This is a genomic window from Streptosporangium canum (genome assembly GCF_900113865.1).
Taxonomy (GTDB): Bacteria; Actinomycetota; Actinomycetes; order Streptosporangiales; family Streptosporangiaceae; genus Streptosporangium; species Streptosporangium canum.
This window is the reverse complement of the sequence record NZ_FOQY01000002.1, coordinates 232,509-252,249: the sequence shown is the minus strand read 5'-3', so window position 1 is coordinate 252,249 and position 19,741 is coordinate 232,509. Positions and strand designations below refer to the sequence as shown.

15 protein-coding genes and 2 pseudogenes are annotated in these 19,741 nt (G+C 69.6%); 12 read left to right on the top strand and 5 right to left on the bottom strand.

Annotated elements, in window-relative coordinates; genetic code table 11:
* Positions 1-121: 121 nt before the first annotated feature.
* Together BM085_RS03420 and BM085_RS03415 are read right to left on the bottom strand one after the other, a co-directional pair.
* On the bottom strand, positions 122-457 hold the full coding sequence (locus tag BM085_RS03420) for a hypothetical protein (RefSeq protein ID WP_093885557.1): 336 nt from the start codon (positions 455-457) through the stop codon (positions 122-124).
* Positions 458-756: 299 nt separating this feature from the next.
* Complete coding sequence (locus tag BM085_RS03415) at positions 757-1,716, bottom strand: alpha/beta hydrolase family protein (RefSeq protein WP_093885556.1); 960 nt, start codon at positions 1,714-1,716, stop codon at positions 757-759.
* 166 nt (positions 1,717-1,882) lie between these two features.
* On the opposite strand from BM085_RS03415, the gene BM085_RS03410 reads away from it, so the two are divergent.
* The 7 genes and pseudogenes from BM085_RS03410 (at position 1,883) to BM085_RS03380 (ending at position 11,543) form a co-directional block, all read left to right on the top strand.
* The gene (locus BM085_RS03410) at positions 1,883-2,479 is read left to right on the top strand and encodes a TetR/AcrR family transcriptional regulator (protein ID WP_093885555.1); all 597 of its coding nucleotides are present in this window, start codon (positions 1,883-1,885) and stop codon (positions 2,477-2,479) included.
* A 308-nt stretch (positions 2,480-2,787) separates the two neighbouring features.
* Entirely contained in the window at positions 2,788-2,970 is a 183-nt protein-coding gene (locus BM085_RS03405; RefSeq protein ID WP_093885554.1) for a hypothetical protein, read from the top strand.
* A gap of 72 nt (positions 2,971-3,042) precedes the next feature.
* Positions 3,043-3,345 (top strand): hypothetical protein, encoded by a 303-nt coding sequence (locus tag BM085_RS03400; protein WP_093885553.1) that lies wholly within the window; start codon positions 3,043-3,045, stop codon positions 3,343-3,345.
* A 351-nt stretch (positions 3,346-3,696) separates the two neighbouring features.
* Positions 3,697-10,368, top strand: a complete 6,672-nt coding sequence (locus BM085_RS03395) for a LamG-like jellyroll fold domain-containing protein (RefSeq protein ID WP_093885552.1) — start codon at positions 3,697-3,699, stop codon at positions 10,366-10,368.
* Between the two features lie 55 nt (positions 10,369-10,423).
* Positions 10,424-10,660, top strand: a pseudogene (locus BM085_RS03390) (transposase); the annotation flags it as partial.
* A gap of 83 nt (positions 10,661-10,743) precedes the next feature.
* A pseudogene (locus BM085_RS03385) lies at positions 10,744-11,067 on the top strand (amino acid ABC transporter ATP-binding protein); the annotation flags it as partial.
* An 11-nt stretch (positions 11,068-11,078) separates the two neighbouring features.
* Positions 11,079-11,543 (top strand): hypothetical protein, encoded by a 465-nt coding sequence (locus BM085_RS03380; RefSeq protein WP_093885551.1) that lies wholly within the window; start codon positions 11,079-11,081, stop codon positions 11,541-11,543.
* A gap of 103 nt (positions 11,544-11,646) precedes the next feature.
* On the opposite strand, the gene BM085_RS03375 is transcribed toward BM085_RS03380, so the two are convergent.
* Together BM085_RS03375 and BM085_RS03370 are read right to left on the bottom strand one after the other, a co-directional pair.
* Positions 11,647-12,282 (bottom strand): transcriptional regulator, encoded by a 636-nt coding sequence (locus BM085_RS03375; RefSeq protein WP_093885550.1) that lies wholly within the window; start codon positions 12,280-12,282, stop codon positions 11,647-11,649.
* Positions 12,279-12,674: a DNA-binding protein gene (locus BM085_RS03370; protein ID WP_093885549.1), complete on the bottom strand. Its 396-nt coding sequence runs from the start codon at positions 12,672-12,674 to the stop codon at positions 12,279-12,281. The genes BM085_RS03375 and BM085_RS03370 overlap by 4 nt, the downstream gene beginning before the upstream one ends.
* Before the next feature lie 60 nt (positions 12,675-12,734).
* On the opposite strand from BM085_RS03370, the gene BM085_RS03365 reads away from it, so the two are divergent.
* Both BM085_RS03365 and BM085_RS03360 read left to right on the top strand, forming a co-directional pair.
* Positions 12,735-13,982: a PEP/pyruvate-binding domain-containing protein gene (locus tag BM085_RS03365; protein WP_093885548.1), complete on the top strand. Its 1,248-nt coding sequence runs from the start codon at positions 12,735-12,737 to the stop codon at positions 13,980-13,982.
* Positions 13,983-14,103: 121 nt separating this feature from the next.
* Complete coding sequence (locus tag BM085_RS03360) at positions 14,104-14,718, top strand: histidine phosphatase family protein (RefSeq protein WP_093885547.1); 615 nt, start codon at positions 14,104-14,106, stop codon at positions 14,716-14,718.
* Positions 14,719-14,896: 178 nt separating this feature from the next.
* On the opposite strand, the gene BM085_RS03355 is transcribed toward BM085_RS03360, so the two are convergent.
* A complete protein-coding gene (locus BM085_RS03355; RefSeq protein ID WP_093885546.1) occupies positions 14,897-15,976 on the bottom strand; it encodes an alpha/beta hydrolase-fold protein in 1,080 nt (359 codons plus the stop codon).
* Between the two features lie 379 nt (positions 15,977-16,355).
* On the opposite strand from BM085_RS03355, the gene BM085_RS03350 reads away from it, so the two are divergent.
* The 3 genes from BM085_RS03350 (at position 16,356) to BM085_RS03340 (ending at position 19,695) form a co-directional block, all read left to right on the top strand.
* Positions 16,356-17,399 (top strand): FecCD family ABC transporter permease, encoded by a 1,044-nt coding sequence (locus tag BM085_RS03350; RefSeq protein WP_245789091.1) that lies wholly within the window; start codon positions 16,356-16,358, stop codon positions 17,397-17,399.
* A complete protein-coding gene (locus BM085_RS03345) occupies positions 17,396-18,466 on the top strand; it encodes a FecCD family ABC transporter permease (protein ID WP_093885544.1) in 1,071 nt (356 codons plus the stop codon). The genes BM085_RS03350 and BM085_RS03345 overlap by 4 nt, the downstream gene beginning before the upstream one ends.
* Before the next feature lie 179 nt (positions 18,467-18,645).
* A complete protein-coding gene (locus BM085_RS03340; RefSeq protein ID WP_093885543.1) occupies positions 18,646-19,695 on the top strand; it encodes an iron-siderophore ABC transporter substrate-binding protein in 1,050 nt (349 codons plus the stop codon).
* The last annotated feature ends 46 nt before the right edge of the window (positions 19,696-19,741 follow it).

Below are 19,741 nucleotides of genomic sequence, written 5' to 3'. Positions count from 1 at the left end.
TCCTACGGAGCCGTGTCCCTTGCCGGAGGCGTGATCAGGCGTCCATCCCCTCGCGGAGCAACGCCCACACCCGTGCGGCGGCCACCCGCCGGGCGGGCTCCCGGCCTTCCCACCGCCGCGATCACCCTGGCCGAGCAGCCTTGACGATCCCGGACGACGTCCTGATCGTGGGCGCCTCGGCCGGTGCGGCCGGGGACTCCTCCTGGCCGAAGGTGATCACGATGTATCTGCCGTTGGCGTAGCTGACCACTGGCCGCTGGAGCGTCTCGCCCACCCTGCGGGCGACCGCCTGAAACAGATCCACCATCTCCGGCGTGTCGGCGCTCACCCTGAACCGCCCGTTGGCGACGAGCTGCTGGGCGACGAGGGAGGCGAAGTCCGCCTCGCTCCGGACCCTCTCCTCCGCACTGAGAGGGGTGCGCCGGGGCGCGGGCTGTGTGCCGAGAGGGTGGGCCATCGCTGATCTCCTTAGGATCGCCGGCCCCCAGCATGCCATCGGTGTCTTCCGCACCGGAACCGCGGCCGGGCATCCGGTGACCATGTGGGAGTCGCCGGCTGGGACGGACGGGAGACCCACGGCGATGACGACACGATGGTTCCCGTAGCCAACGCCCGGTTCTACTTCGGTCGTGCGGCCGTCCCGGCGGTGGAACTCACTCCGGCTCGCTGGAGCAGGTCGGTGTCCATCCGGCCATGGTCGCGGATGAGGCCTTTCGGAGCGACGGTGGGGTATCCGTCGGACACGTCGATGTCGGCTTACTTGGATTCGACCCGTCCGAGCGGGTCGGGGCCGGCCGCCAGCGCGTCACACGCCGCCCGCCAGGCGGAATCCCCGGGGTAGAGCTCGGCGCGGAGGTAGGCCCAGGTGAGCCGCTGGATCGCGGACACTCGCTCGGGGCTCTCGTCCGTGGTCTCGGCGACGTCATATCCAGAGACCCCGCCGAGCCCGTGCTCCGCGTCGAACAGGGTGAGCAGGGACTTGGGGCCCGGGGAGAGGAAGTACGGATCGGCGTGCCAGTGCGGGCCCCGAACCGTCAGATGGGCAGAGATGTCCTTGTCGCCGGCGACCACGAGCGCGGGCGTCGTCATCCCGGAGAAATCCGCGGTCAAGAGGAAGGGAAGATTCTCGGCCACGGACTCGGTGAGGGCGTCGCCGCCCCTGCCGGGCGCGGCAAGCAGCACACCCGCCTTGATCCGGGGCTCGGTCAGGTTCACTTCCGTTCCGTCCTGCGGATCGGTGAGCCGGGCGCCCAGCAGCAGGCTCGCGGTGTGCCCGCCCATCGAGTGCCCGGCCACGGCGACCTTGCTTCGGTCCAGGCGCCCGAGGAGCTGCGGGACGGCGGCCTCGATCACGTCGAGCCGGTCGAGGACGCACTTCAGGTCCTCGGCCCGCGATCGCCAGTACAGCGGAGCCCCGGGGGTATCGGGATCCAGGCTCAGCGTCGTGGAGCTCAGATGGGTGGGCTGGATCACGACGAAGCCGTGCGCCGCCCAGAAGTTGGCGAGTGGCGCGTAGCCGTTCAGTGAGGAGAGGTTGTTCGAGTAGCCCTGGCCGTGCGAGAGGAGGATGACCGGCAGCTCGCTCCCGGTCACGGGTGCGGAGACTCGCACCTCCAGGTCCACTGCTCGGCCGGGAGTCGACAGCACTACCGGGCTGACCGAGAGGACGGGGGTGGGCGAGCCGAAGATGTCGGCTGGGTAAGTCGATTCACTCATGATGCGTGGTTCCGTTCGATGGCCTCCGCTGCCGGTCTCATTCGACCGGCGGCGGGCGAGGCGGTCAGGAGCGTCCGGCTTCAGCTAGGCTAAAATCGGAGCGTTGTTCCGATTAATATACGGAGCAGTGTTCCGCTTTGTCAACGACCGTCGGAAGGAGCGCGTGGTGCCCACTACAGGCCAGGCCGGGGAGGTACCGGCCCGAAGCAGGCGGGCTGACGCGCTGCGCAACCAGCAGACGCTGCTCGCCGCCGCCGCCGCGGTCTTCGTCACCTCCGGCGTCGATGCGCCGATCCGGGAGATCGCGGCCAGAGCGGGCGTCGGAATGGGGACGATCTACCGCCACTTCCCGACTCGGGCGGATCTCGTCGTCGCCGTCTACCGCCACCAGGTCGAGGCATGCGCCGAGGCCGGCCCGAGCCTGCTGGGCAGTGCCGACTCTCCGCTCGCGGCACTCCGTCAGTGGGTCGACCTCTTCGTTGATTTCCTGGTCACGAAGCACGGGCTCGCCAACGCGCTGCAATCGGACAGCGGCGGCTTCGACGCGCTACACGCCTACTTCCTCGACCGCTTGGTGCCCGTCTGCGCGCAGTTGCTCGACGCCGCAGTCAACGCCGGCGAAATCAGGCCCGATACGCACGCCTACGAACTGATGCGCGGCGTCGGCAACCTCTGCGTCGGACATGACAGCGACCCCCGCTACGACCCCCGCCGGCTGGTCGAACTACTCCTTCGGGGACTGCAGCGACCGCAGTCACCTTGACGCCGCCGCCGAGCACGGACCTGTACCCGCCCTCGCGGAGTCGGGCACCTGTTCGCCGCCCGCGACCAGCCGATGTCGCCTCGGCCGGTTCCACGATCACCGGGTCCGGCCGCTCCTCCACCCGGACGTCACCGGGACCGTGAAGCACCGCTCCACGCACCTCGCACCTCCCCTCGGCGCCTGTGGCGCCGCCGTCGGGACTCCGGGCAGTCGGCACGGGCCGACGCATCTCCGCCCGGCCGCTCCCGCGAAGTCCTGACGGCGGCACCCCTCCCCGGATTCCCACCGCGAGCCCGCGAAGATCCCTTATGTCGGCCAAAACCGGGAAAAGCGACCTCACGGAGGCACTGGTCAAGGCGATGGAGGTGCTGCACAGCCGGCCCGAGTACCAGCAGATCTACGACAAGTGGGGGATGTCCGGCTATGCCCTCCCGGCCGCCGAGCTGGGCCGGCTCAAGGCCCAGTACTCCAGTGACACTTCGCGATCTTGAAGGGTTGGGGTCACATAGCAACAGCCACCGCGTGATCATTCGGAGTTTGTGAGGACAACGAAAGATCGTGCGGTGGCCGCGAGCCACGGCGTAGACCCTGATGGCTGGATGGTCATCTTCAACGAGCTGATGGCCCGGATCGCCGGCCGGTTCGGCCGCATCGAGCCACGCGATGACGGCGGGATCATGGCGTGCGATGATCAGTTTCGCCTTCTTCAGGGAGTGGAGCGCGTGACAGTGGATCTTTCCGTGGTTGAGGATTTCTGCACCACGTTCACCACCCACAACGACATGCAGAAATCGCAGCCACGCCGAAAAACGGCACAACACACCGAAACCGTCTGTTGTTATTTGCCACGCAATGTGATGTCTTAGTTGATGGTCCGTGTTGGGCAGGCGGTATCGGCGGGATGTGCATCGCTGTCGCCCAAGACGCGCCTCAGTCCTACGGAGAGAGGAAGTCGAACCAGGGGTGGCGTCTGTCTGCCCAGGCGATGAGGTAGAAGCTCTACAGCGCCGCCGGGCATGGGCCGCACACGTCGGCTCACGGCGCCGACGTGTGATATTTGAGCCGTTATTGCGCGCCCCCTTGACGGGCGCGCAAATCTAATTCTTTCGCGTGCGCGTGTTCGCGCACGTATTCAATCCGGCCGCATCACGTTTTGTTTTGTGGTGCGGGGATGTCTTCACGTGTTTCTCGGGCGTCAATGGTCAGGAGTTTGCTTCGTGCACGACAAAAACCTGGTGAAGGTCTACAAGGACCGCGAGTACGTCTCCACGACGATGGTCCGCCACGACGGCATGGTCGTCGCCTTCGCAGTGGGGGCCGACCGGCGTATCTACTACAGCGTGCTGAGCCTGGACCAGGCCGACCGGGCGCGGGGAGCGCTGGATGCGGCCTACTGGAACAGCGACCCGGGACTGCTGCCCTTCCCCACCGAGATGGTCGAGGTGAGCACGGAGACGCCGCTGACGGCGGTCATGCCGACGGTGAAGAGGCGCGGCTCGGTGGAGGCGTCGTTCTCGGAGAAGCTGCTGCCGGGAGAGGACGATCCGTTCCTGTCGACGACGGCTCGGCTGACCTCTACCTTCCCCATCCAGGTGCTCTCCGACGGCCGGCACATCCTGGTGTTTCGCCAGTCGGTCGCGGCCGGTGACTCGGGGTCGGTGTACAAGACGAGCGGGGGCCTGTGGTCGGGGGACTCGACGCGCAAGGACTACACCCTGGTCGGCGGGGCCAAGGTCGCCGCAGCCGACTCCGCGTTGCTGTGCGACCGGTTCGTGCTGGTCGGCGCCGAACTCAAACCGGTCGTAGAGGCGCGCTACCAGCGCAGCCGCAGCCGAATCGCCCCCGCTTCGGGCGGAGACACACTCGGCACCCGCGACATGGAGGGGCGGCTGTTTTACGAGCCGACCATGAAGCTGTCCTTCGCGGGCAAGCTCAGCGGCGGGATCTTCTCGGTGTTGTCGCTGCCGACCGCGATCTCGGGGTTCTCGCGCTGGCAGATCTTCACCGCCGACGACGCCGGCCTCCTGCACAGCTACAACCTGGAGCAAAGTCCCGAAGGGCTGTTCAACGTCGCCGGCACCCAGCTCTACACCAGTCCCGACCCCAAATTCGCCAGCTCAGTGCTGGAGCGGGCCCCGGGCATCGACTCCCACACCGGGAAACTGCTGGTGCCGGTGCGCCCACCGCAGAACCGGGGAGGCACCGCGCTGCGATTCGACAACACGGCCAGCGCCCCGGTCATCGCGGGGAAGACCTCCACGGCGGTGACCGCCGGGCCGTACACGATGGAGGCCTGGATCAAGCCCGCCACCGCCGCCACCACCGGCCTCATCGTGGGCCGCACCGACACGACCGGCTTGGCCACCCCGGCCTATCTGAGCCTGAAGGCCGACGGCAAGCTGCTGTTCGGCCACGACTCTCAGACTCTCACCTCCACCTCGGCGGTGCCGATGGGCGTCTACTCGCATGTGGCGGCGGTCTTCGACGGGTCGCAGATGCAACTGTTCCTGGACGGCGTGGCCGTGGGGACCCTCGCCACGGCCACGAAAGTCGAGGTCACCGCCCAGCTCGTGGTCGGCAAACGGGTCGTTTCCGGCCCGGCGCAGGCCGATCCCTTTAACGGGCACATCGACGAGGTGCGGATCTGGACGCTTCCCCGCGGTGATTTCTCGGCGCGGGGGCAACGGCCGGCCGGCACGGAGGCCGGGCTGTATGCCTACTTTCCCTTCGACGAGGGCTCGGGCACCAAGGTGCACGACCGCGGTGTCAACAAGTTCGAGGGCACGTTCGAGGCCGGTCCGGTGTGGACGGATTCGGACGCACCGTTGTTCGACGGCCCGGGGATGAGCCGCCAGTCGTTCTCGATCACCGGGCGCAAGGTGGTCTGCGGTCTGACCGCGACCCTGTACTACCAGCAGCAACCAGCGGTGACGGGATACGGCCACACGCCGTCGCCGGAGAAGGGGCAGGCGCGGGTACTGCTGGCCTTCGCCACCTCGGGGCCGCCGCCGACGGGTGAGCCGACCGGCCGCTCCTACGTCGCGACCCTGGACTTCGCACTGTCGCGGGAGGGGAGGCTGGCCACAGCGCCGGGAGTGATCGATCTGACCTGGATCGGCGTGCCCGACCCCACCAAGGACAGCGACAAGCTGCGGGCCGCCCAGGAGGCCGTCACCGCGGCCCGCGGTCAGCTCTACAACGACCAGGTGCTCGCTGCGCGGCTCGCGGGCACCAGGGCGCGGTTGGCCCAGATCGATCACGAGCTGTACGACGGAGGCGCCATCAGCTTGTACACGCTCAACCGGACCATCGTTGGCCCGGCCCGCGACTGGGGCGGCCACCGGGAGAGGGAGAGAAGACTCTTCGCCGAGGCGGCCGTCCTGAATCCGGAAGCTGATCGCCAGTCCGAGGCCCAGAAGCGACTCGGCGCGGACAAGGCGGCCTTGGAGACGGCTCTCAACGCGCAGGCCACGCTGACCGGGGCGCTGCTCGGTGCGGCCGAGGCGGTCTTGGCGATGCCCAAGGTGTGCATCGACCGCTCGGGCCTGACCGTGCTGGGTGCCCTGTTGTCGGTCGCCTGGACGAGTCACGCCCCCGCGCTGCTGGACAGCTCCACCGGTGAGGTGGCGCTGTACTTCCGTGGCGGGGAGGGCCAGTTCTTCGCCGTCTACTACGCGACCACCATTTCCCCCGCCGTCAAGGAGATCGCCGTGACGGGCGGCACGTTGCGCCTGTCCGGCCGCGATGTGGCGATGAAACTGGCCGACTTCGACGTGAAGGTGACCGCGACCGGGACCGGCATGTGCAAGGTGGAGGTGAGCCGGGGTACGACGGTCGAGACGTTCACCTCGGTACCCGACCGGGCCGACCTCCTGGCCGCGGTGCTGAACGGCTCGGCACGAGGATCGGACCTGGGGACGGTCTTGTCGGTCCAGGACAAGACCGTGACGCTGGCCGAGCCGCTGACGACCACGCTGACGGCGGGCTCGGTCATCACGGTGGGCGGGGACAGCCGCACCGTCGCAGGCGGGCAGTCGGGGTCGGCGCAGATCACCCTCACCACCGGCAACCTCACCGCCGGCACGGGCGCCAAGGTCCGCATCGCGGCCTACGATTACACGCTGGCCTCGTGCAACGTGGCCGGCATGTCGCCGGCTCACGGCTCGCTGCTCATCAGCGCCTACGCCGGGTCCCTCACCTCGTCGGTGCCCGCGGGAACCGCGTCCAATCTCAGCGAACCACTGGGGCCCCGCTGGCACGGTGACGCGCCGGGACGGGCGTTCTCCTTCGACGCCGCCCAGAAGCACCGTCTGGAACTGACGAGTACGGCGAACATATCCGCCCTGGCCGCGACCGGGAACCTGACGCTTGAGGCCTGGGCCAAGCCGACGTTCGTCGACGGCTTGGACACCATCCTGCACACCGATGTCGGCGACACCTGGTACGCGCTGGGTGTGGAGCACGGCACCCGGACCAACGGGGAGTCCGGCTACGTCATCAACGCGAACATCAACAATCAGGCCTTCCGCAGCTCCGAAGTGTTCCCCCTGGCCGAATGGGCGCATCTGGCGGTGTCGTTTGAACAGGACTGGGCGATCCAGATGGACGGCACCGGCCACCTGAACGCCGGCGGCGCGGGCGGCCTGGACCTCGTGGACGACCTGACCATCGAGGCGTTCGTCAAACTCGACTCCATCGGCGCCAAGCAGGGACTGGTCGGCAAGGGCGCGCTCGGCGCCGGCAACCACACCGCCGTCCCCTACTGCCTGTATGTGGACACCGACGGTCGCCTCGCCTTCACCTTCGAACCCGGCTCCGGCTCGGATGCGGCGAAGGTCTACAAGTCGACGACGGCCCTGACGGCGGGCACTTTCAACAAGGTCGCCGTCACCCGCAAGAACCCGACGGGTACCACGACCGAGGTGGAGATCTGCTTCTTCATCAACGGCAAGAAGGTCGGCGACTCGCAGTGGTACGGCGGCGCCAAGCCCGTGGGCAACGACGCGCCGGCCGAGCTGGGCCGGATGATGGTGGGCAAGACGGCCTCCGGTCTGAAGGGCGCGCTGTCGGAGGTGCGAATCTGGACCGTCGTCAGGAACGGCGACCAGATCGGCGTGCCGATCACCGCCAAGGCCTCCGGCCTGACCGCGTGGTGGACCTTCCCTGAGAGCAAGGGCTCCCAGACCCGGGACCTGTGCGGCTCCTACCCGGCCACGCTGCACGCGGTGACCCGCGTCCGCACCCCCGACCCCGACGGGAACCGGTTCACCTTCTACCGCAACGGCAGCCCCGTCCCCTCGGGGAAGACGATCTCGACGACGTCGAGCGTGGTGCGGCCCACCTCCCCGCGCTCGGTGGTGGCCGACGGGTTCACCGGTGACCTGGACGAGATCCGGGCGTGGCGCACCGCCCGCACCCAGGAGCAGATCCTGGACAACATGTTCGGCCGCGTCCGCGGCGACCGCCAGGACCTGCTGGCCTACTACCCCTTCGATGCCGATGACACCGTGGCCGGGGTGGCGGTGAAGGACGCCGGCCTGAGCGGCCATCACCTGACCCAGTCGAGTCCGCCCCCCAAGATCGTGCTGTCCACCGCGCCGATCTCCACCGACACCGCCCAGGTCCGCTCCGCGCTGACCGGCATCCGCACCGCCTTCCACACCTTGATCGCAGCCACCCCGGCCGCCACCGAGTACGGCGACATCCAGCGCCTCACCGACGATTCGCTCATCGGGGTGCTGAAACGGGCCTACACCTACCTGCAGGCCGACAAGTCGTGGGTGCTCAACACCGGGTACAAGGTCGGTGAGCTGACCACCACCTGGGTAGGCCAGGCCCAGTTCGACCCGCAACTGATCGGCTACATCGAAGGCGCCCCGCCGATCCCGTCGGAGAACCTCATCGCCGGCACCGCCGACGACTACAAGGGCGCCTCCTCGGTGGCCTTCGTCCAGGCCGACAACGTCGTCAACGCCCTGTCGTCGAACAAGAACAACAGCATCGACACGTCCGCGAAGGTGAAATTCGAGATAGCGACCGCCCAGAGCATCTGGACCGTCGCCGCCCCCCTGGGCGCCGGTACGGCGCAACCCCTGGCCGAAGCCACCTTGGATCTCGGGCTCAACGTCGAACTCAAGTACGCCAACACCTGGAGCAACGAGACCAAGGTGTCCCAAGGCACCAACACCACCCGTACCAGCAAGGTGGAGGTCACCGGCGGCTGGGAGGACCCCGACCCGACCAAGCAGGTCAACCCCACCGCCGGGCGACGCTGGGTGCCGGCCAACACCGGATTCGCCGTGGTGCAGTCCGAGACCGCCGACCTGTACGCGCTGCGCCTGGTCCACAGCGGCGCCCTGGTCGCCTACCGGATGCTGCCCAGCCCCGACATCCCCCGCGACTGGAACCTGATCCCCTTCCCGATCAACCCCCGCTACACCAAGCAGGGCACCCTGGACGGCGTCGTCGGCTACGCCAAGCACGAGACGGCCCCAGGACTGCGCGCCTTCCCCGACCCGCACTTCCCCAAGGCGGGCCAGGGGGAGCGCGGCGAGTTCAGCTACTACCGGCCGGTGGAGGCCTACCGGATCAAGAAGCGGATCCAGCGCGAACAGCAGCAACTGCAGGGTTTCTACGAATCGGTGTCCACCGAGACCCACGCCCCCGACCCCACCCACGGCCAGGCGGCCAAGGTACTGAACGGCATGATGGGCGGCACCGGCGCCGAAATCGCCCAGGGCGGCAACCCCGAGGCCGGACGCGCGGCCACCCGGGCCGCCTCACGCCGCAACATCGTCAACACCTACGTGTGGACAGCCGCCGGCGGCTTCTTCGCCGAGACCACCGGCACCACCGACCAGGTCACCGAGACCACGGCCGGCTCCTTCACCTTCACCGCCGCCATCGGCTGGAGCGAAGTCGGGGGCTTCGCGATCGGCAACGTCGGCGCCAAGTTCGGCTTCGAGTCCACCACGACCACCGGCTACAGCGTCACCCGCAGCAAATCCAAGGACGCCACCCGCACCTTCAGCCTGGACGTCACCTGCGCCCCCGGCAACCAGCTACAGAAACACAACGGCGACACCCCCGTGTTCGACGCCGACGGCAAACCGATCCTGGTGCCCGGCCGCGTCGACGCCTACCGCTTCATGACCCTCTACCTCGACACCACCACCGACAACTTCGAGGACTTCTACGGCAAGGTCATCGACCCCGAATGGCTGGACCGCGGCAAAGACCCCAACGCGCTGGCGCTCAAGCGCGCCCAGCAATCCGACCGCAAACCCCCCTGCTGGCGCATCATGCACCGCGTCACCTTCGTCAGCCGCGTCCTGGACACCGCCACCACCACCCCGTCCCTGGCCCAAGCCATGGGCGCCCTCGGCATCACCAGCGATTATGGGCTCATCCACCGCCTCCAGCCCTACCTGACCGGCGCCACCGGCGACTTCAACACGTTGAGCAGGGCAGCCAAAACCGCTCTGGCCACACACTTCGCCAGCCTTGTCCCCTACGCCGAGACCATCGTGGGCCGCCTGGCCGCCTACTACAACCTCCCCTCCGACGCCCCCGCCCTCACGCCCGCCGCACCGGCGCCCGTGAGCACCCTGACCAGCACCACCAAGTCCGTCGCCAAGGGGACGAACTTCACCGTCCACTACTCCACCCCGGCCGGCACCGTCAGCGCCAAGAACTGGGTCGGCCTGTATCCGGTCGACAAGAAGCCCTCGGAGGTGGAAGCCCTCGCCTGGGGATATGCCCCTGGGGCCGACGGCACCCTCGCCATTCCCACCACCGCCCTGCCCGGCCCGGGCACCTACGCGGCCTGGTACCTCCACAACGACGGCTACACCGCCCTGACGGGCGTACTCATGTTCACCGTGACATGACCCATCGTCACTGACGAGCTACCTGCGGTGAGCTTCCCCCCGTAGCACGGCCACCGGCAACGACGCCAAGCTCACCGCATGGATCACAGCAGTCCGCACTACAGACCTGCCCTACCTGCACGGCTTCAGCAACGGCCTCGAACTCGACCGCGCCGCCGTGAACGCCGCCCTCACAATGCCCCACCACAATGGCCGAACCGAGGGCGTCAACACACGCACCAAAAGGATCATGAGACAGATGCACGGACGAGCCGGTTTCGCGCTCCTCCGCCACCGCATCCTGCTCCCATGAAACATCACACAGCGCTACCACCGATTACGGGACACACCCGCTCGCGCCACAACCGGGGCGGTGGCGCCGGCTGCGGCGGCCATTACCCGAACGAGCTGTCCGGCGGGCAGCAGCAGCGCGTCGCCATCGCCCGCGCGCTGGCGATGCGGCCCAAGGTCATGCTCTTCGACGAGCCGACGTCCGCGCTCGACCCCGAGCTGGTGGGCGAGGTGCTCGCCGTCATGCGCGACCTCGCCGCCGGGGGCATGACGATGACCGTGGTCACGCACGAGATGGGCTTCGCCCGCGAAGTCGCCGACCACGTGTGCTTCATGGACGACGGCGTCATCGTTGAGGAGGGCCACCCGGACGCCGTGCTCTCGAATCCGCAGACGGCACGAGCCCGAGATTTCCTGAGACGAGGCTGACGTACATCTTGATGATCGACATTGACCGTGTCCGCGACGATACGCCGGGCTGCCGGGACCTCGCCCACCTGAACAACGCGGGCTGCGCGCTGCCGCCCGCCGCCGTCCTGGACACGATGGTGGACTACCTGCGGGCCGAGGCGACACACGGCGGGTACGAGACGCAACGGGAGCGGGCCGGGCAGCTGGCGGCGGTGTACGACTCGCTCGCCGTCCTGATCGGCGCCGGGTCCTCGGAGATCGCCCTGTCCACAGTGGGCGTACAGGCCGCGGCCGCCGCCGGGGTCGACTCGGTGGAGCACGGCACGTTCATCTCGCCGGAGGGCGGCGACGGCTACGACGAGGCCGGCGCCATCAAGCCGGGTTACCTGGCCGACCTGATCGCCGTCGACGGCGACCCGCGCGAGGACGTTCGGGTCCTGCTCGATCCGCTGTTCGTGCTGGCCGGCGGACGCGTCGTGAAAGAGCCCGCCTGAGACGGCCCTCCACCCGGGTCCGTGCGATGAGCCCCGAAGCAGACAGTCGTCCCAGGGCACAGCAGGTGATCGGGGCCCGTGCCGAGAGCGGCGGAGCGTGGGGTCAGGGTTCCGCGTGCCGGTCGAGGCCGAGCGTGGCGATGAGGTCTTCGTGGAGTTCGAACCAGACACGATGGCAGGAGTCGACGTCGGTGCGGTCGACCCAGGCGCCCTCCCCGGCTCGGGCGCGCGCCAGTGCCGCGGCGAATCGTGTGTCGTATCCGCGGAACCGTGCGAGGACGCTCCCGAGCCGGTCCGCGAGAGGCGGGAGTGCGCGGTCGATGCCGGCGAGCTCGTAGAGGATTCCGGCGTCCCAGGCGGGATCGGAGTGGTCGTTGACGGCGAGCCGATCACCGGCGGTGGGCCGGAGTTGCCAGTCGGTGCAGGCTTGTAGCAGGAGGGCGTTCAGCGGGAGGAACTCGCGGTAGACGTCACGGACCTCGTCGGCGCCGTCGGCGCGTGCGAGCTCGGCCGCGAGCAGGCGCTCGTTCTCGGCTCGGCCCGACTCGGTCAACGACCAGCCTCCGGTGCCGGCGAAGGCGGTGTGCTCGACCCACCCGCGTGCCTCGGCGTCGCGCAGCGCCTCTTCCGTCTCGGCCGCATCGAGCCCGTACCGATGAGCGATCACCGGGGTGTCCGCGAACCCGGTGATGCGCACGGCGTGCAGGACCAGGAGGTCGTGCGGAGAGTCCCGCGTCACGAGCCGGCCTCCTGTCGTGCCGCCAGGCGGGTGTACCACTGCTGGCACGCCTGCGGGGAGTTGAACCCCATCGCGTGCGCCATCTGCGCCCAGGTCAGTCCCGCGCTCCGGGCCGTGAACAGCAGGGCGGCTTCGATCCCTTCGACCTCGGCGCGCGCGGCGGGCAGGAGAGCGAGCGCGCTCAGGATGCCCTCCGGGTCCAGGTCGGCGGAGCGCCAGACGGCGAACCTCGCGAGGTCGACCGCCGACGGCGGGACGGAGGAGGGTTGCCACGGACGGGCGTCGAGCATGTCTGCGCCCAGGCCCAGAAGACGCTCACGCGCGTCCCGCTCACGTTGGGCCTGGGCGTGGTCGGCGTGCATGGCTTGGTCGAGGTCCTGCTTGCGTTGCATGCAGGTAATGATCCACAATCAACAACCCATCGTCAACATTTCGTTGAAAGGCGGGAGTGGATGCTCGTTCCCCTCATGGAGGCTGTCACCGATACCTGCGGCGGCAAGGCCGGCGCACTCGGTGCGCTGCTCCGCGCGGGCCTGCCGGTTCCCGACGGTTTCGTCGTCCCGTTCGCCGCCTACCTCGACGCGGTCCGCGACCCGGACCTCGCGCGGTCCGCCGGCGAGTCGGACGATCTCGACGCGGCGCGGCGGATGATCGAGGCCCGCCCGGTCCGCGCCGCCGTGATCGACGCACTGGGACGCGCACTCGACGAGCTCGGCGACCCGCCCGTGGCGGTGAGGTCATCGGCGGCGGACGAGGACACCGGTCAGGCGTCGGCGGCCGGCCAGCACGAGAGCTTTCTCGCGGTGCACGGAGTCAGCGAGGTCGCCGACGCCGTACGTGCCTGCTGGGCCTCGCTGTTCTCTCCACGCGCCATCGACTACCGGGGTGCCTGCGGCCGCGACGGCCGGCCTTCCGACGATCCCGTGATGGCCGTCATCGTCCAACGCCATCTGGACGCCGAGGTATCCGGGGTCATGTTCACACCCGCGGGCCCGGACGGCGCGACCGAGATCGAGGCGTCCTGGGGCCTCGGCCCCAGCGTCGTCGGGGGCACGGTCACCCCTGACGCCTACCGCGTCGCCGAGGACGGGTCGGTCACACGCACCGTCGCGGACAAACGGACCCGCCTTGACCGGCACGGCACGCAGCTCGTCATCCGCGACGTACCCACCCGCGCCCGGGAGCGACCGGCGATCGACGACGCGACCGCCACGCGGCTCGCCGAGCTGGGCAAGGAGATCGCTGCCGCATTCGGTGGACCGCAGGACATCGAGTGGGCGATCGTCGACGGCCGCGTCTGGATTCTGCAGGCACGGCCGGTCACCGCCGCGCTCCCACCGCCGTCATCGCCTTCCACCGCCTCGGACACCCCGGCCGCCACGCTCACCGGAACACCGGGCAGCCGCGGGACCGTGACCGGCACCGCGAGGATCGTCCGCGGTCCCGGCGACTTCGCGCGCGTGCACCCGGGCGACATCCTCGTCTGCCCCTTCACCGACCCCGCTTGGACGCCGCTGCTGCGCATCGCCGCCGGCGTCGTCACCGAAACCGGAGGCGTGCTCTCCCACGCCGCGATCGTCGCTCGCGAGCACGCCATCCCCGCCGTCCTCGGCATCCCGAACGCGACGAGCAGGCTCCACGACGACACCGTCATCACCATCGACGGCACCATCGGCACCGTCACGGCGGCAAACGCGTGACTGATCGCTTCCGCCCCCGGCCGGGAGCCATCGCCGAAAGTCGCACGCCGCCGAACCCACACCCACGGATCGAAAGGAGAGGGGAAGCGGACCCGCACGGGCACCGCGCCCCTGACCGTCTATGACGACACGACACCTCTACCTGGCACGTCACGGCGCGGCCAACGCGTTCGGGGAGCTCACCGGCATCGGGCACCGGCAGGCGAGCCTGCTGGGCGAACGGCTCGCCGGCCTACCGGTCGACGCCGTGTGGCACTCTCCGCTACCACGCGCCGTGGCGAGCGCGCACGAACTCGCCCGGCATCTACCGGGCGTGCCCGTGACCGAGGCCGCCGAACTCGTCGACCACGTGCCCTATGTCCCCAGCGCGGCCGAAACGCCCCCGTCCTGGGCCGGTTTCTTCGACGGCTACGACGACGACGAGGCGGCCTCGGGCCAAAGGCTCGCCGAAGCCCTGGTCGCCCGGTTCGCCAAGGTCCCCGGCACGGCCACGGAAGGGGCCTGGCCCGACACGCACGAGGTCCTGGTGACGCACGCCTATCAGATCGCGTGGCTGGTGCGGCACGCACTGGACGCGCCGCCGTCCCGGTGGCTCGGACTGAACAGCGCCAACACCGCGCTGACGGTCATCGAGTACCGCAGCGGCCTGCCGCCCACGATCGTGATGTTCAACGACATGAGCCACCTCCCGGCCGACCTGCGCTGGACCGGGTTCCCCGAAGGCATACGGCCGTGAGGGCTCCTGCTGTCCGTACGCGCTCCTCGGCCACGTGACGCTGACCGGGTAGCGCCCGTCCACGACCTCGCCGGCATCGGTTCCGGGCCTTCCGACCTCGCCCTGGCCATCGCGCCGCACGAGCGCCGGGCGCACGCCGGAGCTCCTCTCACCGATACGGCCTGACGGCCGAGTGCGTCTAGGCGAGCGCCCAGGCGACATCCCTGAGCAGGGCGTGCCGCCAGCCCGCTCGATCGTGTCCGGAGGCCGACCGCGAAACCCGCACGGCCGCGCCGGCCTGTTCGGCCAGGGTCTCGACCAGCCCGCAGTGCGGCAGCATCCGCGTCTCGTGTTCCCCCACGTCGAACGCCAGACGCAGACCGGACAGGTCGGGGCGCTCCCGCAGACGCGCGGCGATGGCGCCGCCGACCGGGCCGCCCATGGGGTCGGCCAGGTCCGCGGCGTCGGGTGTCCACCAGAACGACCCCGACTGGCACGCGACGCCGGACACCAGATCCGGGAACTCCAGTGCCGCGTACAGCGCGCTCAGCCCGCCGAGGCTCTGCCCGGCGACCACCAGCCGGTCCCGGTCGGCGGGTACGCCGCTTTCGGCTACCAGCGGCAGCAGTTCGTCCCGGATCGCCTCCCACAGCTCGGGCCGGCACCCGAACTCGGCGTCCCTGGCCTGGGCGGGCAGGAAGACGAGCGTGACGGCGGGCATCTCACCATGGGCGACGGCCGAGTCGAACGCGGTCATGGCCGGGTGCAGGTACAGCCAGTCGTCCCCGTCGAGCAGCAGGACCATCGGCCCGCCACCGCCCGCCGGGTGGACCCGCACGGTGCGCCGTCCGCCGAGCCTGTCGCTGGACCAGCGGAAACGGGTGCGAGGCAGGGGCAGGACGTCGTTTGTGCCGATGGCGGGCCAGTGCGGCTGGGCCGGGGCGTCCGGGGTCGCGGCGATGGACCGGTCGCCACCCGCGCCGACCGGGTTGAACGGGTCGGCGTAGGCGGCGTCGTCCGTGAGGAACTGGTAGGTCACCCGCAGCCGCGCGGGCATGACCACCTCGGCGTACCAGCAGTCCGTGTCGCCCCACCGGCGTAGGGGGACCGGCTCCGACCAGCTCTCGAAGCCGACGCTCGCCGGGGACCCGCGCCACAGGAACAGGGTCGTCCAGCCGCCGCCGTCGCCGGATATCGACGTGGGTGTCCCCGCCGCCGCCCAGAACTCGTCGGTACCGGGTTCGCCGGGAAACCCGAACCGGGCGAAGATGTCCGCCATCGCAACCCTCCTCCGTCCCTACCGTCAACCAGAGGTTAAGGATAGTCTTACCTAAGTTGACGGATCGAAGTGGCGGGTTCGGAGAACACACGAGCCGCAACCGCTCCCGTGTCCCGACCGTCCGCTCCGGCCGGGCCGCTTCCGGTCGAGGCGGTCTCGGGGAGCGGAGCGTTCAGCGGATCGCGCGGCGGCCGGCCGCGAAGTCGTCTCCCCGGGACAGCCCGAGGCGATGGCGGGCGTGGTTCTTCTCGGACGGCGTGTCCGAAACCGGCCGGCGCCGAGGCGGGACATGGGGTGTCTTCATGAGGCTCGTGACGGCCCCTCCGGCCGTGTGTTCCCGGTGAATCAAAGGGATAACGTGCGTCGAATAAGTACGACTGTGGGGAAACGTCCCGCGTCCGAGGCCACCGAGGCCCGCCGGCGGCGGGTCGTGAGCTTGGCCGCGCTTGTGGTGATTCTCCTGGTCACGGGGGTGGTGTCGGTGGCTGTCGGCGCGCGCGCGTTGAGTCCCGCGGAGGTGTGGCACGGGTTGTTCGCGGCGCCGGGCTCCGACCAGCGGCTCACCGAGATCACGCTCATCGTGCAGACCGTACGGGTGCCCCGGACCGTGCTCGCGATCGTGGCGGGCACCGCCCTGGGGGTCAGCGGGGCGTTGATCCAGGGCTACACGCGCAACCCGATCGCCGACACGGGGTTGCTGGGGGTGAACTCCGGCGCCTCGTTCGCCGTGGTGTCGGCGAGCCTGCTGTTCGGGTTCGCCAATCCGTACCAATACGTCTGGTTCGCCTTTCTGGGGGCGGCGGTCGCCGGTGTCGTCGTGTTCGGGCTGGCGAGCCTCGGCCGGGGGGCGGGCAGCCCGTTGACGCTCGCGCTGGCCGGGCAGGGGATCGCGGTGTTCCTGGCGGCGATGACCGTGGCGGTCGCGCTGTCGGACCAGGCGTCGCTGAACGCGCTGCGGTTCTGGAACGCGGGCTCCGTGTCCGGGGTCGGATTCGACGTCATCTGGCCGGTGTCGGCGTTCATCGTGGTCGGGCTGGCGCTGGCGTTGACCACACTGCCCGCCATCAACCTGCTCAACCTGGGTGAGGAGATGGCGCGGGGGCTCGGGGTGAACATCGCGCTGAGCCGGACCGTCGGCATCGTCGCCATCACCCTGCTGGCGGGCGCGACGACGGCGGCATGCGGCCCCATCGCGTTTCTCGGGCTCATGGTGGCCCACGTGGCCCGGTATCTCACCGGGCCGGACTATCGCTGGCTGGTGCCGTGCGCGGGTCTGCTCGGCGCCGTTGTCCTGCTGGCCTGCGACGTCATGGGGCGCGTGGTGACACGGCCGGGCGAGTTGCAGGCAGGCGTCGTCGTCGCTCTCGTCGGCGCCCCGTTCTTCGCGGCGCTGGTGTGGCGTGGAAAGTTCAAGACGGTATGAACAAGACAGCGGTGAAGCAGTCGTCGGCGCCGGGCCTGCGGCTCGGCCACGCGTCGTTCGTGTGGCGGCCCTGGATGGTGTTCGTCACGCTGCTACTGGCGGCGGCGGCCTTTCTGGTGTTCTGCCTGTCCATCGGCCGCGGGGACTTCCCCATCGGCCTGCCCCAGGTGATCTCCACGATTCTCGGCCGGGGTGAGCGGGTCGACGAGTTCGTGATCATGGATCTGCGGATGCCGCGCGCCCTGGCCGGGCTCATCGTGGGGGGCGCGCTGGGGGTGTCCGGGGCGATCACGCAGTCCATCGCGCGCAACCCGTTGGCCAGCCCGGACATCCTGGGGATCACCGGGGGCGCGAGCGCGGTCGCGGTGTTCCTGGTGACGGTGTCGGGTGGGGCCGCCGCGACGATCGTCAACTCCGTGGGCCTGTCCGCGGCGGCACTCGCGGGCGGTCTCGGCACCGGTCTGCTGGTGTATTTCCTGGCGTGGCGGCGCGGGATCGACGGCCTCCGGCTCATCCTCATCGGCATCTCGGTGAGCGCCGTGACGGAGGCGATCACGGCCTGGCTGCTGGTCACCGCCGACATCCGGGACGTGGCCCGGGCTCAGGCGTGGCTGGTCGGCTCGCTGGACAACCGGTCGTGGGACGAGGTCTGGGTGGCGCTGTGGTGCGCGCTCGCCCTCCTGGCCGTCGTGGCATGCGTCGCGTTCCACCTCAGGCCGCTGCACTTCGGTGACGAGGTCGCGGCGGGCCTGGGTGTCCGGTACTCGATGGTGCGGGCGGTCCTGCTGCTGTGCGCGGTGCTGCTGGCCGGTGTGGCGGTGAGCGCGGCGGGCCCGGTCCCGTTCGTCGCGCTGGTGGCGCCGCAGGTGGCGATGCGTCTGACGCGGTACCCGACGCCACCGCTGGTGGCCTCCGGGCTGCTGGGCGCGGTGCTGCTGATCGGCGCGGACCTGGTGGCGCGTACGGCGCTGCCGATCACCCTCCCGGTCGGCGTGGTCACCGCCGCGATCGGCGGCCCCTTCCTCGTCTACCTGCTGGTGAGGGCGAATCTCCGGAAGGGGAGGTGAGGACAGACCGGCGGCTGCCCGAGCCGGCCGGGTGAGCGACCGGCCGGTCATCGTGCCGATCGGTCACGTCCACCCCCGGCCCGACAAGCAAGGTTAGCCTCACCTAACTCCCGCGTGCTACGGTTTTCCTGCTCCTCATACAGGGTTGCAGCGGACAGCACGGAAGCAAGGGATTCTGGATGCCCCCCCACCGAACCACAGTTACGAAGACCTTGCGGCGCTTCGCGGCGGTACTGTCCGCTGCGGCCCTCGGCGCCGGCCTCCTCGCGGGATGCGGTTCCGGCTCGGCGGACAAGCCGAGCGGCGACACCGCGGCCGCCACGGGCGGCGCGTTCCCGCTCACCGTGGAGCACGCGTTCGGGTCCACGCGGATCACCAAGGCCCCCCAGCGGGTCGTCTCCGTCGGCTACACCGACGACCAGGCCATCCTGGCCTTCGGCATCAAGCCGGTCGGCATGGTCGACCAGTACCCGAACCCGCCGGGCAAGACCCCCGACATCAACACCCAGTGGCCCTGGGTGAAGGACAAGTGGGGCGACACCCGTCCCGACGTCATCATGAACAACGGGGACCCCGGCCCGAACTATGAGAAGATCGCCGCCCTGCGGCCCGACCTGATCATCGCGGTCTACTCCGAGATCGACCAGGCCGCCTACGACCGGCTCTCCAAGATCGCCCCGACGGTGGGCCGCACCAAGGGAGAGAAGGAGCCGTTCAGCGCGCCGTGGCAGGACAACGCGGTTCACATCGCCAAGGCGCTCGGCAAGGCGGACGAGGGCGCCAAGCTGGTGCAGGGCATCCAGGACAAGCTCGACGCGGCCCGTAAGGCGCACCCGGAGTTCGCCGACCGGACCGCCGTCGCGGTGTCCTGGTACAAGGACTCGGTCGCGCCGTTCACCACCACCGACGTGCGCGGGCGGCTGGTGTCGGGCATCGGCTTCAAGGGCGCGCCGGAGATCGACAAACTCGCGGCCGGCAGCTTCTACACCGTGCTGTCCCCCGAGCGCATCGACCTGATCGATGTCGACCGCATCTTCGTCATCGCCGACCAGGCGGACCAGGACGCGCTGAAGAGGTTCGAGTTGTTCGCCAACCTGCCCGCGGTCAAGAACGGCAAGGTGTCGTACCTGCTGGACAGCGAGGGCCCGGCGATCGGCGCGGCCATGTCGCAGGGCACCCTGCTGTCCCTGCCGTACGCGATCGACGAACTCGTCAAGTCGGCCGGCTAGAGATGCCCGCAGACGTCTTCCGCCCCCGGACCACCGCGGTCCGGGC

Coding starts and splice junctions, on each gene's coding strand:
- BM085_RS03360 (WP_093885547.1), top strand. CDS start 14,104: ATGACGACACGACACCTCTACCTGGCACGTCACGGCGCGGCCAACGCG.
- BM085_RS03380 (WP_093885551.1), top strand. CDS start 11,079: ATGATCGACATTGACCGTGTCCGCGACGATACGCCGGGCTGCCGGGAC.
- BM085_RS03345 (WP_093885544.1), top strand. CDS start 17,396: ATGAACAAGACAGCGGTGAAGCAGTCGTCGGCGCCGGGCCTGCGGCTC.
- BM085_RS03405 (WP_093885554.1), top strand. CDS start 2,788: ATGTCGGCCAAAACCGGGAAAAGCGACCTCACGGAGGCACTGGTCAAG.
- BM085_RS03355 (WP_093885546.1), bottom strand. CDS start 15,976: ATGGCGGACATCTTCGCCCGGTTCGGGTTTCCCGGCGAACCCGGTACC.
- BM085_RS03415 (WP_093885556.1), bottom strand. CDS start 1,716: ATGAGTGAATCGACTTACCCAGCCGACATCTTCGGCTCGCCCACCCCC.
- BM085_RS03340 (WP_093885543.1), top strand. CDS start 18,646: ATGCCCCCCCACCGAACCACAGTTACGAAGACCTTGCGGCGCTTCGCG.
- BM085_RS03370 (WP_093885549.1), bottom strand. CDS start 12,674: ATGCAACGCAAGCAGGACCTCGACCAAGCCATGCACGCCGACCACGCC.
- BM085_RS03420 (WP_093885557.1), bottom strand. CDS start 457: ATGGCCCACCCTCTCGGCACACAGCCCGCGCCCCGGCGCACCCCTCTC.
- BM085_RS03365 (WP_093885548.1), top strand. CDS start 12,735: ATGCTCGTTCCCCTCATGGAGGCTGTCACCGATACCTGCGGCGGCAAG.